The organism is Pseudomonas sp. GW823-FHT04A03, from assembly GCF_058796615.1.
In genome coordinates this window covers 116,192-132,592 of sequence record NZ_JBXAIV010000005.1, presented here as the reverse complement: position 1 = coordinate 132,592, position 16,401 = coordinate 116,192, and the positions used below count along the sequence as shown (strand labels likewise).

The window sequence follows — 16,401 nt, the reverse complement described above, 5'->3', positions numbered from 1 at the left end:
GCGCTACAAGAGGAATTGTTTCAGCGGATGTGTGCGAGCACACCTTGAAGCTCGTCGAGGGAGTTGTAACCAATCACCAACTGACCCTTTCCCTTCTTGCCGTGGCGGATCTGCACCGCAGAGCCTAGGCGCTCGGCCAGACGTTGCTCGAGACGAGCGATATCCGGGTCGGGTTTGGACGGTTCGACCGGCTCCGGTTTGCCACTCAACCACTGACGAACCAGTGCCTCGGTTTGGCGCACGGTGAGGCCGCGTGCGACAACATGTCGCGCCCCTTCCACCTGCTGATTGTCCGGCAGACCGAGCAATGCACGGGCGTGACCCATTTCCAGGTCGCCGTGGGACAGCATGGTCTTGATGACTTCCGGCAGCGCAATCAGGCGCAACAGGTTGGCCACCGTGACCCGGGACTTACCCACAGCCTCGGCGACCTGTTGCTGGGTGAGCTGGAATTCCTGCTGCAAGCGCTGCAGGGCCACCGCTTCTTCAATCGGGTTCAGATCTTCGCGCTGGATGTTCTCGATCAGCGCAATGGCGATCGCGGTTTCATCCGGCACGTCGCGGACCATGGCAGGAATGGTTTCCTGGCCGGCCTGCTGACTGGCGCGCCAGCGACGTTCGCCGGCGATGATTTCAAAACGACCACCGCCAATCGGGCGAACCACGATCGGCTGCATCACGCCCTGGGCCTTGATCGACTGCGCCAGCTCTTCCAGCGCCTGCGGATCCATGTCCCGGCGTGGCTGATACTTGCCGCGCTGCAGCAGGTCCAGCGGCAGGTGCTGCAACTCACGGCTGTCAGCCTGCGCCGCTTGTTCTTCCAGCGAGCTGACAGTCGGACCGCTCAGCAGTGCATCCAGTCCTCGTCCGAGACCTCGTTTCTTGACGGCCATGGGGATTCCTTAAGTTGGCTGGGCAGCGGCGATGCGTGAATTTTTGCGCTGACGGCGAACCATCTCGCCCGCCAGGGCCAGATAGGCCAGCGCGCCACGCGATTGCTTGTCGTAGGCCAGCGCCGGCATGCCGTAGCTCGGGGCTTCAGCCAGACGGATGTTGCGCGGGATCACCGTGTCGTACAGCTGATCGCCAAAGTGTTCCTTGAGCTGGGCCGAGACGTCGTTCATCAGGCTCAGGCGCGGGTCGTACATGGTCCGCAGCAGGCCTTCGACTTTCAGGTTCGGGTTCAGCAGCTCGGCGATGCGCTTGATGTTATCCACAAGGTCGCTCAAACCTTCGAGCGCAAAGTACTCGCACTGCATGGGGATAATGACCCCGTCAGCGGCGACCAGTGCGTTCAATGTGAGCATCGACAGCGACGGCGGGCAGTCGATCAGAATGTAATCGTAGTTTTCACGGATCGGCGCCAGCGCGCTGCGCAGACGGCTTTCCTTCATCTGCATTTCCAGCAGCACCACTTCGGCCGCCGTCAGGTCGCGGTTGGCCGGCAGCAGTTGATAACCGCCGTGTTCCGAATAGTGCATGGCCTGAGCCAGATCGCACTCGCCGATCAGCAGGTCGTAGACCGAGTTTTCCAGGCCATGTTTATCCACACCGCTACCCATGGTGGCGTTGCCCTGTGGATCGAGATCGATCAACAGCACCCGTCGCTTGGTCGCGACCAGGGATGCTGCGAGGTTGATGCAGGTGGTGGTCTTGCCCACACCACCCTTCTGGTTCGCTATCGCGAATACCTTAGCCATTCTTGCTTGTGTTCCCAATCATGCCGTGCGGCGCAGTATCAGCAGATGGCGTTGGCCTTGGCAACCGGGTACGGCCAGGGCGTGTTCGCTATCGAGTTTGAAGTCTGCCGGCAATGCTACCAGCTCATCGGCCGGATGGACGCCCTTCATTGCCAGCCAGCGCGTATCGGCGTCGCCGAGGTGGCGAGTCCAGTTGGTGAAGTTCTCCATGCTGCTGAAGGCCCGGGAAATGATCCCGTTGAACGGCTGTGCAGGCTGGAATGCTTCGACGCGACTGTGGATAACTTGGAGGTTATCCAGTTTGAGTTCGAGTTTGACCTGGGTCAGGAAGCGGGTTTTCTTGCCGTTGCTGTCCAGACAGGTCACTTGCGAGTCCGGATACAGGATCGCCAAAGGAATCCCCGGCATACCGCCGCCGCTGCCGACATCCAGCCAGCGACCGTTTTCGATGAACGACATCACGCTGAGACTATCTAGCAGGTGACGGGAAACCATTTCGTCCGGATCGCGAACGGCGGTCAGGTTGTAAGCCTGGTTCCATTTGATCAACAGGGCCAGATAACCCAGCAGCAATTCGTGCTGGTTTTCAGTGAGATTGACACCGAGCTCGCGGGCTCCTGTGGATAACTCTTCGGCGTGTTGCGAAGTGACCTTAGAACTCAAGCGCTTTGCTCCAACTGACGGCCCGCGCCGCGTTTTTTCAAATGAATCATCAACAGCGAAATCGCTGCCGGGGTTACACCCGGGATCCGCGAAGCCTGGCCAAGCGTCTCGGGACGAGTCGCGCCAAGCTTGCTCTGGATCTCCTTGGAGAGACCGGAAATGTTGGTGTAATCGATATCCACAGGCAGTTTCGTGTCTTCACTTGCACGCAGACGGGCGATTTCGTCCTGTTGACGGTCGATGTAACCGGCGTATTTGGTCTTGATCTCGACCTGTTCGGCGACCTGTGGATCTTCCGCGCCCTGCCCGGTCACTTCGACCAGACCAGCGTAGTCGATTTCCGGACGGCTCAAGAGATTGAGCAGGTTGTATTCGTGAGTCAGCGGCGTGCCGAATTTCTCGGCAATCGCATCGCCCTGCGGAGTGCCCGGGCGAACCCAGGTGCTTTTCAGGCGTTGCTCTTCGAGCTCGATGCTTTCGCGTTTCTTGCAGAACGCCGCCCAACGCGCGTCATCGACCAGACCCAGTTCGCGACCTTTTTCGGTCAGACGCAGGTCGGCGTTGTCCTCACGCAGGATCAGGCGGTACTCGGCACGAGAAGTGAACATGCGGTACGGCTCTTGGGTACCGAGGGTGATCAGGTCGTCGACCAATACCCCGATGTACGCCTCATCGCGACGCGGGCACCAGGCTTCTTTGCCTTTCGCACGCAGTGCAGCGTTCGCGCCGGCCAGCAAACCCTGGGCGCCGGCTTCTTCGTAACCGGTGGTGCCGTTGATCTGGCCAGCAAAGAACAGACCGCCGATCACTTTGGTTTCCAGGCTGTACTTCAGGTCGCGCGGATCGAAGTAGTCGTACTCGATCGCATATCCCGGACGCACGATGTGCGCGTTTTCCATGCCGCGAATCGATTGCACGATCTGCAATTGCACGTCGAACGGCAGGCTTGTGGATATCCCGTTCGGATACAGCTCATGGGTGGTCAGGCCTTCCGGCTCGATGAACACCTGATGGCTTTCCTTGTCGGCAAAGCGATGAATCTTGTCTTCGATCGACGGGCAATAACGCGGACCGATGCCTTCGATCTCGCCGGCTGCGGAATACATCGGCGAACGGTCGAGGTTCGCGGCAATGATTTCGTGGGTGCGGGCGTTGGTGTGAGTAATCCAGCAACTGACTTGCCGTGGATGTTGTTCCTTGTTGCCCATGAACGACATTACCGGGATCGGCGTATCGCCTGGCTGCTCGGTCATCACCGAGAAATCCACAGATTTGCCGTCGATACGCGGTGGCGTGCCGGTTTTCAGGCGACCGACCCGCAGCGGTAGTTCACGCAGACGATGCGCCAGGGCGATCGATGGTGGATCACCGGCACGACCGCCGGAAAAATTCTGCAAACCGATGTGGATAAGTCCGCCCAGGAACGTACCGGTTGTCAACACCACGGAATCCGCGAAGAAACGCAGACCCATTTGCGTAACGACACCGCGTACTTGTTCCTGCTCGACGATCAGGTCGTCAGCGGCTTGTTGAAATATCCACAGGTTCGGCTGGTTTTCCAGAATTTCGCGGACAGCGGCCTTGTAAAGAATACGGTCGGCTTGCGCACGGGTTGCCCGTACGGCCGGGCCTTTGCGGCTGTTCAATACGCGAAACTGGATACCGCCCAGATCGGTGGCCATGGCCATCGCGCCGCCGAGGGCGTCGATTTCCTTGACCAGATGGCTTTTGCCGATGCCACCGATGGCCGGGTTGCAACTCATGGCCCCGAGGGTTTCCACGTTATGCGTCAGCAGAAGGGTTTTTGCACCCATGCGTGCTGAGGCCAGTGCTGCCTCGGTACCGGCATGACCGCCGCCGATGACGATCACTTCAAAACGGGAAGGGAAATCCACCACGCACCTCGTGCCTGCTTAAGTAGGTAATTCAGGAATAGTTTGAGATCAGGTTTCTGGACCTGGTCGGCAAGTATAGGGACTTCGCCCTTCCTAAAGAACCCTTTGCACAAAATTTAACCAGCTGTGGAGAGCTCGCGGTTAAAAGAATAAAAAAGAGAGAAATTTATAAAACCTTTGTTTTAAAGCTTATTCTTACTGCCCATGGTTTCTGTGGATAGATTTCTGCAGGCCTTTATTTTCAATGTGTACAGAGATTCAAAACCCTGTGGCCATGTCGCCATGAGGCCCTTGGATAACCCGTGTAAGCCTGTGGATGAATGAGGTGGTTATCCACAGAGGCAGTTATGTTCAGTTTTCAGGCCCTGTTATCAACTGCCCTCAGCGGCAGTTATTCACAGGGCTTAATCCACAGAAATCGGATGAATGAAGGAATCTCGGACACGGAAAATCCGCTCAGGTACAGAAATCTGTCCGGCACTGGAGGAAGGGAATTCAAAGAGGAAGGACAGACAGGTCGCGAACGGACCTGTCTGTGGACAACGGAAGGATTATTTACCGATGCAGAAGCTGGAAAAGATCCGTCCCAGCAGATCATCGGAGCTGAAGGCGCCGGTGATTTCCCCGAGAGACTGCTGGGCCTGACGCAGGTCTTCGGCCAGCAGCTCGCCAGCACCCGCCAACGTCAGTTGGGCACGTCCATGTTCCAGGGCGTCACTGGCATGACGCAGGGCTTCGAGGTGCCGGCGACGTGCGCTGAAGCTGCTTTCCGATGTTTGTTCATAGCCCATGCAGGCCTTGAGGTGATCTCGTAGCAGGTCCAGCCCCTCACCGGCAGACTTGGCGCTCAGGCTGATCGTCACATGGCCATCGTCACTGACTTCCAGGGCAATGGGTTCACCGGTGAGATCCGCTTTGTTGCGGATGAGCGTGACCTTCGCCGGATCTGGCCGGGTTTCAAGGAATTCCGGCCACAGGGCGAACGGATCGGCGGCCTCTGGCGCTGTGGCATCGACGACCAGCAGCACTCGATCAGCTTCGCCGATGGCTTTCAACGCTCGTTCAACGCCGATCTTTTCCACATGGTCATCGGTATCACGCAGACCAGCGGTGTCCACAACGTGCAGCGGCATGCCGTCGATGTGGATATGTTCGCGCAGGATATCCCGGGTGGTGCCGGCGATCTCGGTCACGATCGCGGCTTCACGACCGGCCAATGCGTTTAGCAGGCTGGATTTGCCGGCATTCGGACGACCGGCAATCACCACAGTCATGCCATCACGCAGCAATGCACCCTGCCCGGCTTCACGCAAGACGGTGGATAACTCGTCACGAACCTTGTCGAGCATGCTCAGGACGTGGCCATCGGCAAGGAAGTCGATTTCTTCTTCCGGGAAGTCGATGGCCGCCTCGACGTAAATCCTCAAGCCGATCAGTTGTTCGGTTAGGCTATGCACACGCTGGGAAAACGCACCCTGCAAAGAGCGCAAGGCATTGCGGGCCGCCTGTGCAGAACTGGCTTCGATGAGGTCCGCAATTGCCTCGGCCTGGGCCAGGTCGAGTTTGTCATTGAGGAAGGCGCGTTCACTGAATTCACCGGGACGGGCCAGGCGGCAGCCCAGTTCCAGGCAACGCTTGAGCAACATGTCGAGGACGATCGGGCCACCGTGGCCCTGCAGTTCCAGTACGTCTTCGCCGGTGAACGAGTTCGGCCCGGGGAAATACAGCGCCAGACCCTCATCCAGCACCTGTTGATCGTCACTGAAGAACGGGCCGTAGTGGGCAAACCGTGGCTTCAGCTCGCGGCCGCTGATGGCTTTGGCCGCAACGCTGGCCAGTGGCCCGGAAATTCGAACGATGCCCACGCCGCCACGGCCCTGGGCGGTAGCGACGGCTGCGATGGTTTCACGAGGTGCGCTCATAAACCGGTATCCAGACAAAAATGGCAGATAGCAAAACGCCCCACTAGGGGGCGTTTTGAGTGGTGTTATCCACAGAGTAAGTTACGCCTCGGCTTTTTTCGTCGCCGCTTCGATCTTACGCGTGATGTACCACTGTTGGGCAATCGACAGGCAGTTGTTCACAACCCAGTACAGCACCAGACCCGCCGGGAACCACAGGAAGAAGAAGGTGAAGATGATTGGCATCATTTTCATCACCTTGGCCTGCATCGGATCCGGAGGTGTAGGGTTCAGACGCTGCTGGATGAACATGGTCGCGCCCATGATGATCGGCAGGATGAAGAACGGATCCTTGATCGACAGGTCGGTAATCCACAGCATGAACGGCGCCTGGCGCATTTCCACGCTTTCCAGTAGAACCCAGTACAGCGAAAGGAAAACCGGCATCTGCACCAGGATCGGCAAGCAGCCACCCAGCGGATTGATCTTCTCTTTCTTGTACAGCTCCATCATGGCTTGCGACATTTTCTGCCGGTCATCGCCATGTTGCTCTTTTAGTGCAGCCAGTTTCGGAGCCACGGCGCGCATGCGGGCCATCGACTTGTAGCTGGCGGCCGACAGAGGGAAGAAGATCCCTTTGATCAGCATGGTCAGGAAGATGATCGACCAGCCCCAGTTGCCGACGATGCTGTGGATATGTTGCAGCAGCCAGAAGATTGGCTGGGCAATGAACCACAGAATGCCGTAGTCGACAGTCAGTTCCAGACCTGGGGACAACTCTTTCAGCACCGCCTGGCTTTTCGGACCGGCGTAAAGAACAGCGCTGGTTTCGACTTTCGCACCCGGTGCAGCGGTCAACGAAGGACCGGTGTAACCGATGATGTAGTTGCCTTTGCTGTCTTTACGGGTTTGGACGATGTTGTTTTCGCCCTTCGGAGCAACCCATGCAGTCACGAAGTAGTGTTGCAGCCATGCTACCCAGCCACCGGTGACGGTTTCCTTGAGCTGACCTTTGTCCATATCTTTCATGGACACTTTCTTGTACGGCTCGGAACTTGTCCACAGGGCGGCGCCCAGGTAAGTCGCGGTACCGGTAGCAGTGGTCGACGAAGGATCGGCGCTTGCATCGCGTTTCAGCTGGGCAAACATCGAACCGGACCAAGGCTGAGCGCTCTGGTTGTCGATCAGATAGGTCACGGTCACGTCATACAGGCCACGTTTCAAAGTGAAACGCTTGATGTAATTGACGCCGTCCTTGCTGAACTTCAGGTCGACGACCAGTTGGTCCTGACCGTCAGCCAGTTGATAAGTCTTCTTCTCCGAGGAGTAGATCGGACGACCGGCCGGGTTTGCATCCGGACCGTTGGTGCCAATCAGACCGCTCTGTGCCAGATAAGTACGTTCACCACCGTTGTCGAACAGCTGGAACGGAACGTCCGGACGATCCTGACGACGTGGATACAGCGGCAAGGTCAGCTGGGCAACATCGCCACCTTGTGGATCGATCGCGAGATCGAGCACGTCGGTCTTGATCTGGATCAGATCCTTGCTGACGGCGACCGGCGTTTCGGCAGGTGCGCTGGTATCGCTTGCGGCGCGCGGAATATCGTCATTGGCAGCAGCATTATTGCCAGTGGCGGTGTCCGGCAAACCGGATGTAGTCGTACTGGAAGCAACATTCTGAGTCGGCAGGGCAGCCTGGCCATAGTCCTGGTTCCATTTAAGGACCATGACGTAGGACACGATTGCCAGGGCGACGATCAGGATCGTGCGTTTGATATCCATGATTACTCGGCCATCGAAGAAGAACGGGAGGTAGGGATAGGTGGAACCGGGTCATAACCACCGGGATTCCACGGATGACAGCGACCTAAACGACGAAAGGTCAGCCAGCCACCGCGCAGAAGGCCATGATTTTCGATGGCTTCATACGCGTAGCAAGAACAACTGGGGTAGAAACGACAGTGACTGGCCATCAGGGGACTAATGGCGTAGCGATAAAACTGGATCGGAACGAGTGCCAGTTTACGCATCTGGACTGTCTACCCCTACAGTTTCGGTTTTGACTGCTGGTACCGGCTTGTTGCGTGCCAGACGTTTCCAGAGTTTGCCGAAATGCTGAATCAATTCGGGGTTTTCTACGTCACCCAAACCTTTGCGCGCGACGATAACGATGTCCCAGCCGACCAGTGAATCCTGGTGCAGGCGAAACGATTCGCGCATAAGACGTTTGAGGCGATTGCGCTCGACGGAGAGCTTGACGCTCTTTTTCCCGATAACCAGCCCGAGACGGGGGTGATCGAGATCGTTGTTGCGCGCAAGGAGCAGGAGATTTTTCCCCGGAACCTTGCCGGTAGGGGAGTCAAAGACTGCCTTGAAATGCCGGGGAGTAAGCAGACGCTTTTCCCGACTGAAGTCCTGACTCACCTCCAGTGCCGGATTATCAAACTGCCAGACGTGCGCGGCCTTTGGCGCGACGACGCGACAGTACGGCACGACCGTTCTTGGTAGCCATGCGAGCACGGAAACCGTGGGTACGAGCGCGTTTGATAGTGCTTGGTTGGAAAGTACGTTTCATGTCGTGTTACCTGGTTCGTCCACAACGGGCCGGAATGGCCCCCGTTTTAAGAGACCGGGGATTCTAGAGAAAGCAAGCCAATAGGTCAATTTCCAACCAACGTTTCCTTATAAATAGATCTTCGGAGGTGCCAGGACCTGATTACTCGTCTGCCAAAGATAAAAATAAAGAAGGGAATTATTTAAAGCTTTTCTGTAAAGCTTGTAAAAGCTAGGCACACCGCTCTCTGTGGATAACTGGCTCAAGGCCTTGTTTCAAGCGATGTACAGAGAATGACAACTACAGTGGAAAACCGTGTTCAGCCTGTGCTGCGCTATCGGATAACCTGTGTGTGGAATAGCTGGTTATCCACAGGCTGGTTATCCACTGACTTTCGCCCCCAGTTGTCCAGTGTGCTCAGATAGGGTTATCCACAGAGCTTATGCACACACCGTCGGTCGCCTTTTTTGCGTTTAACGCATTGATAAATCATGTCCACCGGGCAACCTGCATGTGGATAAGTGGACGACTGGCCGCTACAATGGCCGCTTGTTTTTGCCTCACCGGCTTTCAACTTAGGGGATATCCGTGTCAGTGGAACTTTGGCAGCAGTGCGTGGAGCTTTTGCGCGAAGAGCTGCCTGCCCAACAATTCAACACCTGGATCCGTCCACTACAGGTCGAAGCCGAAGGCGACGAGTTGCGCGTCTACGCACCGAACCGTTTTGTTCTGGACTGGGTCAACGAAAAGTACCTGGGGCGCGTCCTTGAACTGCTGGATGAGCATGGCAACGGTCTGGCACCGTCGCTTTCCTTATTAATAGGCAGCAAACGCAGTTCGGCGCCGCGTGCCGCGCCGAATGCGCCGTTGGCTGCTGCACAAGTGTCCCAGGCTCAGGCCAATAGCGCGCCGGCCAGCGCACCAGCGCCAGCCCCGACGCCTGCACCGACCAAGCGCTCGACGCAGAAAACCGAAGAAATCAGTGAAGAGCCGTCCCGCGACAGCTTTGATCCGATGGCCGGTGCCGCTTCGCAACAGGCCCCGGTGCGCGCCGAACAGCGCACCGTGCAGGTCGAAGGCGCGCTCAAGCACACCAGCTACCTGAACCGCACCTTCACCTTCGAAAACTTCGTTGAAGGTAAATCCAACCAGCTCGCCCGTGCGGCGGCCTGGCAAGTGGCAGACAACCCGAAGCATGGCTATAACCCGCTCTTCCTTTATGGTGGCGTGGGTCTGGGTAAGACGCACTTGATGCATGCGGTGGGTAACCATCTATTAAAGAAGAACCCGAATGCCAAGGTCGTGTACCTGCATTCCGAGCGTTTCGTGGCCGACATGGTCAAGGCGCTGCAACTGAACGCGATCAACGAGTTCAAGCGTTTCTACCGTTCGGTGGACGCCCTGTTGATCGACGACATTCAGTTCTTCGCCCGCAAGGAACGTTCTCAGGAAGAGTTTTTCCACACCTTCAACGCCCTGCTTGAAGGTGGCCAGCAGGTCATTCTCACCAGTGACCGCTACCCGAAAGAAATCGAAGGCCTTGAAGAGCGCCTCAAATCCCGCTTCGGCTGGGGCCTGACGGTTGCCGTCGAGCCGCCGGAGCTGGAAACCCGCGTAGCGATCTTGATGAAGAAGGCCGACCAGGCCAAAGTCGAGTTGCCACACGATGCGGCGTTCTTCATTGCCCAGCGCATTCGCTCCAACGTCCGTGAGCTGGAAGGCGCGCTGAAACGCGTGATCGCCCACTCGCACTTCATGGGCCGCGACATCACCATCGAGTTGATTCGCGAATCCCTGAAAGACCTGTTGGCGCTGCAGGACAAACTGGTCTCTGTGGATAACATTCAGCGCACCGTCGCCGAGTACTACAAGATCAAGATCTCCGACTTGCTGTCCAAACGCCGTTCGCGTTCGGTCGCTCGTCCGCGTCAGGTGGCCATGGCATTGTCCAAGGAACTGACCAACCACAGCCTGCCGGAAATCGGCGATGTGTTTGGCGGCCGCGACCACACGACCGTGTTGCACGCCTGCCGCAAGATCAACGAACTTAAGGAATCCGACGCGGACATCCGCGAGGACTACAAGAACCTGCTGCGTACACTGACCACTTGATGAACACCAGCGCAGCTTATTAAGGCAAGGGACTAGACCATGCATTTCACCATTCAACGCGAAGCCCTGTTGAAACCCCTGCAACTGGTCGCAGGCGTCGTCGAGCGCCGACAGACCTTGCCGGTACTGTCCAACGTGCTGCTGGTTGTCGATGGCCAGCAACTGTCGCTGACCGGTACCGACCTGGAAGTCGAGCTGGTCGGTCGCGTGCAACTCGAGGAGCCGGCTGAAACAGGTTCCATCACCGTGCCGGCGCGCAAGCTGATGGACATCTGCAAGAGCCTGCCCAACGATGCGCTGATCGACATCAAGGTCGACGAGCAGAAGCTGGTGGTGAAAGCCGGCCGTAGCCGCTTCACCCTGTCGACCCTGCCGGCCAACGACTTCCCGACTGTGGAAGAAGGCCCGGGTTCGCTGACCACCAGCCTGGAACAGAGCAAGCTGCGTCGCCTGATCGAACGCACCAGTTTCGCCATGGCCCAGCAGGACGTGCGTTACTACCTCAACGGCATGTTGCTGGAAGTCTCGACTGGTGTGATCCGTGCCGTGGCTACTGACGGTCACCGTCTGGCCATGTGCTCGATGCAGGCCGACATCGGTCAGCAGGAACGCCATCAGGTGATCGTGCCGCGTAAAGGTATTCTCGAACTGGCGCGTCTGCTCACCGAGCCGGACGGTAACGTCAGCATCGTCCTGGGTCAGCACCACATCCGTGCCACCACTGGTGAATTCACCTTCACCTCGAAACTGGTCGACGGCAAGTTCCCGGACTACGAGCGCGTTCTGCCAAAAGGTGGCGACAAGCTGGTACTGGGCGATCGTCAGGCGCTGCGCGAAGCGTTCAGCCGTACCGCGATTCTGTCCAACGAGAAATACCGCGGTATCCGTCTGCAACTGGCCAGCGGTCAGTTGAAGATCCAGGCCAACAACCCGGAGCAGGAAGAAGCGGAAGAAGAAGTAGGCGTGGAATATAACGGCGGCTCCCTGGAAATCGGTTTCAACGTCAGCTATCTGCTCGACGTGCTGGGCGTGATGACCACCGAGCAGGTTCGTCTGATCCTGTCCGACTCCAACAGCAGTGCGCTGGTGCAAGAGTCCGACAATGACGATTCGGCTTACGTTGTCATGCCGATGCGTCTGTAATCAGCTGACTCTGGATGTCGCTAAGTCGCGTCTCGGTCACCGCGGTGCGCAATCTGCACCCGGTGACCTTCTCCCCCTCTCCCCGAATCAACATTCTTTACGGCGCCAACGGCAGCGGCAAAACCAGTGTTCTGGAAGCCATTCACCTGCTGGGGCTTGCCCGTTCGTTTCGTAGCACGCGGCTGTTGCCGGTCATTCAGTATGAGCAGCTTGCCTGCACCGTATTCGGTCAGGTCGAACTCGCCGAGGGTGGCCACAGCGCATTGGGGATTTCCCGCGACCGTCAGGGTGAGTTCCAGATTCGCATTGACGGTCAGAATGCGCGCAGCGCCGCACAACTGGCGGAAATCCTGCCGCTGCAGTTGATCAACCCCGACAGCTTTCGCCTGCTGGAAGGCGCGCCGAAGATTCGCCGGCAGTTCCTCGACTGGGGTGTGTTCCACGTCGAGCCGCGGTTCATGGCCACCTGGCAGCGTTTGCAGAAGGCCTTGCGCCAGAGAAACTCCTGGCTGCGGCATGGTACACTTGACGCCGTTTCGCAAGCGGTTTGGGACAGGGAACTGTGCCAGGCCAGCGCTGAAATCGATGAATACCGCCGCGCTTACATCAAAGCCTTGAAACCAGTCTTTGAACAAACCTTGAGCGAACTGGTTGAGCTCGAAGGTTTGACGCTCAGCTATTACCGAGGCTGGGACAAGGACCGGGAATTGAGCGCTGTACTCGCCGGATCCGTGCTACGGGACCAGCAAATGGGTCATACCCAGGCCGGGCCACAACGGGCTGACTTGCGTCTTAGATTGGGCGCACACAACGCCGCGGACATCTTGTCTCGGGGTCAGCAGAAGTTGGTGGTCTGTGCATTGCGGATTGCCCAGGGGCATCTGGTGAGCCAGGCCCGACGCGGCCAGTGTATTTATCTGGTGGATGACTTGCCGTCCGAACTGGACGAGAGCCACCGTCGCGCGCTGTGCCGCTTGCTGGAAGACTTACGCTGCCAGGTTTTTATCACCTGTGTAGATCACGAATTATTGAGGGAAGGCTGGCAGACGGAAACGCCAGTCGCTCTGTTCCACGTGGAACAGGGCCGTATCACCCAGACCCACGACCATCGGGAGTGAAGGCATTGAGCGAAGAAAATACGTACGACTCATCGAGCATTAAAGTGCTGAAAGGCCTGGATGCCGTGCGCAAACGTCCCGGTATGTACATTGGTGACACCGACGATGGCAGCGGTCTGCACCACATGGTGTTCGAGGTGGTCGACAACTCGATCGACGAAGCCCTCGCCGGCCACTGCGACGACATCAGCATCATCATCCACCCGGATGAGTCCATCACCGTTAAAGACAACGGCCGTGGCATCCCGGTAGACGTGCACAAAGAGGAAGGCGTTTCCGCTGCCGAGGTCATCATGACCGTCCTCCACGCTGGCGGTAAGTTCGACGACAACTCCTACAAGGTATCCGGCGGTCTGCACGGTGTAGGTGTTTCGGTTGTGAACGCGCTGTCCGAAGAGCTGGTCCTGACTGTTCGTCGCAGCGGCAAGATCTGGGAACAGACCTACGTCCACGGCGTACCTCAGGCACCGATGGCGATCGTTGGTGACAGCGAAACCACCGGTACCCAGATTCACTTCAAGGCTTCCAGCGAAACCTTCAAGAACATTCACTTCAGCTGGGACATCCTGGCCAAGCGCATTCGTGAACTGTCCTTCCTCAACTCCGGTGTCGGCATCGTCCTCAAGGATGAGCGCAGCGGCAAGGAAGAACTGTTCAAGTACGAAGGCGGCCTGCGTGCGTTCGTTGAATACCTGAACACCAACAAGACTGCGGTCAACCAGGTGTTCCATTTCAACATCCAGCGTGAAGACGGCATCGGCGTGGAAATCGCCCTGCAGTGGAACGACAGCTTCAACGAGAACCTGTTGTGCTTCACCAACAACATTCCGCAGCGCGACGGCGGCACCCACCTGGTGGGCTTCCGTTCCGCACTGACGCGTAACCTGAACAACTACATCGAGCAGGAAGGTCTGGCGAAGAAGCACAAAGTCGCCACCACCGGTGACGATGCCCGTGAAGGCCTGACCGCGATCATCTCGGTGAAGGTGCCGGATCCGAAGTTCAGCTCCCAGACCAAAGACAAGCTGGTGTCTTCCGAAGTGAAGACCGCTGTCGAACAGGAAATGGGCAAGTACTTCTCCGACTTCCTGCTGGAAAACCCGAACGAAGCCAAACTGGTCGTCGGCAAGATGATCGACGCCGCCCGTGCCCGTGAAGCGGCGCGCAAGGCCCGTGAGATGACCCGTCGCAAGGGCGCGCTGGACATCGCCGGCCTGCCGGGCAAGCTCGCAGACTGCCAGGAAAAAGATCCTGCGCTGTCCGAACTGTACCTCGTGGAAGGTGACTCCGCGGGCGGCTCTGCCAAGCAGGGACGTAACCGCAAGACCCAGGCCATCCTGCCACTGAAGGGCAAGATCCTCAACGTCGAGAAAGCACGTTTCGACAAGATGATCTCGTCCCAGGAAGTGGGCACCCTGATCACCGCGCTGGGCTGCGGTATCGGTCGCGAAGAGTACAACATCGACAAGCTGCGCTATCACAACATCATCATCATGACCGATGCTGACGTCGACGGTTCGCACATCCGTACCCTGCTGCTGACTTTCTTCTTCCGTCAGCTGCCGGAGCTGATCGAGCGCGGCTACATCTACATTGCCCAGCCGCCGCTGTACAAGGTCAAGAAAGGCAAGCAAGAGCAATACATCAAAGACGACGACGCCATGGAAGAGTACATGACGCAGTCGGCCCTGGAAGATGCGAGCCTGCACCTGAACGAAGACGCCCCGGGCATTTCCGGCGAAGCGCTGGAGCGTCTGGTGAATGACTTCCGCATGGTGATGAAGACCCTCAAGCGTCTGTCGCGCCTGTACCCGCAGGAGCTGACCGAGCACTTCATCTACCTGCCGGCCGTCAGCCTGGAAATGCTCGGCGACCACGTGAAGATGCAAGACTGGCTGGCCCAGTACGAAGTCCGTCTGCGCACTGTCGAGAAGTCGGGCCTGGTCTACAAGGCCAGCCTGCGCGAAGACCGTGAACGTGGCGTTTGGCTGCCAGAGGTCGAACTGATCTCCCACGGCCTGTCGAACTACGTCACCTTCAACCGCGACTTCTTCGGCAGCAACGACTACAAGACCGTCGTCACCCTCGGCGCTCAACTGAGCACCCTGCTCGACGAAGGCGCGTACATCCAGCGTGGCGAGCGCAAGAAAGCGGTCACCGAGTTCAAGGAAGCCCTGGACTGGTTGATGGCCGAAAGTACCAAGCGCCACACCATTCAGCGATACAAAGGTCTGGGCGAAATGAACCCGGATCAGCTGTGGGAAACCACCATGGACCCAAGCGTGCGCCGCATGCTGAAAGTCACCATCGAAGACGCCATTGGCGCAGACCAGATCTTCAACACCCTGATGGGTGATGCGGTCGAACCTCGCCGTGACTTCATCGAGAGCAATGCTCTGGCGGTGTCTAACCTGGATTTCTGATCCCGGTTAGCGCCAACGAAAAGGCCAACGCACAAGCGTTGGCCTTTTTTATTGCCTGCGATTCACTCCCCTGCCGCCACACTCTCCAACCGATACCCATACCCATAAATCGTCAACAACTGCCAACCCCGATCCGCCGTCAGCCCGAGCTTGTTGCGCAGGCGATAGATATGAGTGTCCAGCGGTCGCGATGTCGACATCTCCTCATGGGGCCAGAATCGTTCGTACAGGTAATCCCGTGACAGAGGCCGCCCAAGGTTGCTGAACAGGCAATGAGCGAGACGATACTCGCGCTCGGTCATGACGATCGGTTTCCCGTCGCGGGTGACGGTCAGTTCGGCATCGTCGAACACCAGGTCATTAAAACGCAGGACTTCGGTCGGGGCGTTACGTTGCAGGCTGTGTCGGCGCAGCACCGCCGCTACACGGGCCTTCAATTCATTGGGTCGAAACGGTTTGCTGACGTAATCGTCGGCCCCGGCATTCAGGGCCTGGACGATATCGCTTTCACCGTCGCGGCTGGTGAGCATGATGGCCGCTGGCGGGGCTTCCATGTGTTCGCGGGTCCAGCGCAGCAGCGCCAGGCCGGTGAGGTCGGGCAGTTGCCAGTCGAGGATCAGCAGGTCGAAGGTTTCGCGGCGCAGCTGTCGCAGCAGGTCTTCTCCGCTTTCGAAGCTGTGCAGTGACCAGGGCTGTCCTCCGGCCTCGGCCATTTGTTGCAGGGTCTGCTCGACCCGGCGCAGTTCGGCGGGTTCATCGTCCAGTATCGCAACGCGCATACGCGGTGGTTCCTTGTCGCTCGGGCAATGGGTGCCGACCGGATCGGCTCACTCCATGCAGTGAAAGTAAGCGGCACGCCGTGGGGGGAGCCGCTATGATTCTTCGGGTC

General features: G+C 58.0%; 14 protein-coding genes. 4 read left to right on the top strand and 10 right to left on the bottom strand.

Going from position 1 to position 16,401, the window contains the following annotated elements; all coding sequences use genetic code 11:
• Nucleotides 1–20: 20 nt before the first annotated feature.
• The 9 genes from AC1Q9F_RS15500 to rpmH form a co-directional block, all read right to left on the bottom strand.
• On the bottom strand, nucleotides 21–893 hold the full coding sequence (locus tag AC1Q9F_RS15500) for a ParB/RepB/Spo0J family partition protein (protein WP_064600630.1): 873 nt from the start codon (nucleotides 891–893) through the stop codon (nucleotides 21–23).
• A 9-nt stretch (nucleotides 894–902) separates the two neighbouring features.
• The gene (locus tag AC1Q9F_RS15495) at nucleotides 903–1,700 is read right to left on the bottom strand and encodes a ParA family protein (RefSeq protein ID WP_007954142.1); all 798 of its coding nucleotides are present in this window, start codon (nucleotides 1,698–1,700) and stop codon (nucleotides 903–905) included.
• An 18-nt stretch (nucleotides 1,701–1,718) separates the two neighbouring features.
• Nucleotides 1,719–2,363, bottom strand: coding sequence for a 16S rRNA (guanine(527)-N(7))-methyltransferase RsmG (gene rsmG / locus AC1Q9F_RS15490; protein WP_212620712.1), 645 nt, complete (start codon nucleotides 2,361–2,363; stop codon nucleotides 1,719–1,721).
• On the bottom strand, nucleotides 2,360–4,258 hold the full coding sequence (gene mnmG / locus AC1Q9F_RS15485) for a tRNA uridine-5-carboxymethylaminomethyl(34) synthesis enzyme MnmG (RefSeq protein WP_007954140.1): 1,899 nt from the start codon (nucleotides 4,256–4,258) through the stop codon (nucleotides 2,360–2,362). The genes rsmG and mnmG overlap by 4 nt, the downstream gene beginning before the upstream one ends.
• Nucleotides 4,259–4,809: 551 nt before the next feature.
• Entirely contained in the window at nucleotides 4,810–6,180 is a 1,371-nt protein-coding gene (mnmE, locus tag AC1Q9F_RS15480; protein ID WP_492620292.1) for a tRNA uridine-5-carboxymethylaminomethyl(34) synthesis GTPase MnmE, read from the bottom strand.
• Between the two features lie 81 nt (nucleotides 6,181–6,261).
• Nucleotides 6,262–7,944 carry a membrane protein insertase YidC gene (gene yidC / locus AC1Q9F_RS15475; protein ID WP_492620293.1) on the bottom strand — a complete coding sequence of 561 codons (1,683 nt, stop codon included), beginning with the start codon at nucleotides 7,942–7,944 and terminating at the stop codon, nucleotides 6,262–6,264.
• Nucleotides 7,945–7,946: 2 nt separating this feature from the next.
• Complete coding sequence (gene yidD / locus AC1Q9F_RS15470) at nucleotides 7,947–8,192, bottom strand: membrane protein insertion efficiency factor YidD (protein WP_010465488.1); 246 nt, start codon at nucleotides 8,190–8,192, stop codon at nucleotides 7,947–7,949.
• Nucleotides 8,185–8,586, bottom strand: coding sequence for a ribonuclease P protein component (gene rnpA / locus AC1Q9F_RS15465; RefSeq protein WP_011336726.1), 402 nt, complete (start codon nucleotides 8,584–8,586; stop codon nucleotides 8,185–8,187). The genes yidD and rnpA overlap by 8 nt, the downstream gene beginning before the upstream one ends.
• 16 nt (nucleotides 8,587–8,602) lie before the next feature.
• Entirely contained in the window at nucleotides 8,603–8,737 is a 135-nt protein-coding gene (rpmH, locus tag AC1Q9F_RS15460) for a 50S ribosomal protein L34 (protein WP_003213577.1), read from the bottom strand.
• A gap of 567 nt (nucleotides 8,738–9,304) precedes the next feature.
• Between rpmH and dnaA the strand changes: the two genes are divergently transcribed.
• From dnaA to gyrB, 4 genes are read left to right on the top strand one after another with little or no spacing between them, the layout of a single operon-like run.
• Nucleotides 9,305–10,828 carry a chromosomal replication initiator protein DnaA gene (dnaA, locus tag AC1Q9F_RS15455; RefSeq protein ID WP_207984449.1) on the top strand — a complete coding sequence of 508 codons (1,524 nt, stop codon included), beginning with the start codon at nucleotides 9,305–9,307 and terminating at the stop codon, nucleotides 10,826–10,828.
• Nucleotides 10,829–10,867: 39 nt separating this feature from the next.
• On the top strand, nucleotides 10,868–11,971 hold the full coding sequence (gene dnaN, locus AC1Q9F_RS15450) for a DNA polymerase III subunit beta (protein ID WP_007954131.1): 1,104 nt from the start codon (nucleotides 10,868–10,870) through the stop codon (nucleotides 11,969–11,971).
• 14 nt (nucleotides 11,972–11,985) lie between these two features.
• Nucleotides 11,986–13,089: a DNA replication/repair protein RecF gene (gene recF / locus AC1Q9F_RS15445; RefSeq protein WP_492620294.1), complete on the top strand. Its 1,104-nt coding sequence runs from the start codon at nucleotides 11,986–11,988 to the stop codon at nucleotides 13,087–13,089.
• A gap of 5 nt (nucleotides 13,090–13,094) precedes the next feature.
• Entirely contained in the window at nucleotides 13,095–15,512 is a 2,418-nt protein-coding gene (gene gyrB, locus AC1Q9F_RS15440) for a DNA topoisomerase (ATP-hydrolyzing) subunit B (RefSeq protein WP_492620295.1), read from the top strand.
• Nucleotides 15,513–15,574: 62 nt separating this feature from the next.
• On the opposite strand, the gene AC1Q9F_RS15435 is transcribed toward gyrB, so the two are convergent.
• Nucleotides 15,575–16,291, bottom strand: a complete 717-nt coding sequence (locus AC1Q9F_RS15435) for a response regulator transcription factor (RefSeq protein ID WP_492620296.1) — start codon at nucleotides 16,289–16,291, stop codon at nucleotides 15,575–15,577.
• Nucleotides 16,292–16,401: the final 110 nt, after the last annotated feature.

Bases quoted from the DNA above. Each gene is read 5' to 3' on its own strand.
- recF (WP_492620294.1), top strand. From the start codon at position 11,986: ATGTCGCTAAGTCGCGTCTCGGTCACCGCGGTGCGCAATCTGCACCCG.
- rpmH (WP_003213577.1), bottom strand. From the start codon at position 8,737: ATGAAACGTACTTTCCAACCAAGCACTATCAAACGCGCTCGTACCCAC.
- AC1Q9F_RS15500 (WP_064600630.1), bottom strand. From the start codon at position 893: ATGGCCGTCAAGAAACGAGGTCTCGGACGAGGACTGGATGCACTGCTG.
- mnmE (WP_492620292.1), bottom strand. From the start codon at position 6,180: ATGAGCGCACCTCGTGAAACCATCGCAGCCGTCGCTACCGCCCAGGGC.
- yidC (WP_492620293.1), bottom strand. From the start codon at position 7,944: ATGGATATCAAACGCACGATCCTGATCGTCGCCCTGGCAATCGTGTCC.
- AC1Q9F_RS15435 (WP_492620296.1), bottom strand. From the start codon at position 16,291: ATGCGCGTTGCGATACTGGACGATGAACCCGCCGAACTGCGCCGGGTC.
- dnaN (WP_007954131.1), top strand. From the start codon at position 10,868: ATGCATTTCACCATTCAACGCGAAGCCCTGTTGAAACCCCTGCAACTG.
- yidD (WP_010465488.1), bottom strand. From the start codon at position 8,192: ATGCGTAAACTGGCACTCGTTCCGATCCAGTTTTATCGCTACGCCATT.
- AC1Q9F_RS15495 (WP_007954142.1), bottom strand. From the start codon at position 1,700: ATGGCTAAGGTATTCGCGATAGCGAACCAGAAGGGTGGTGTGGGCAAG.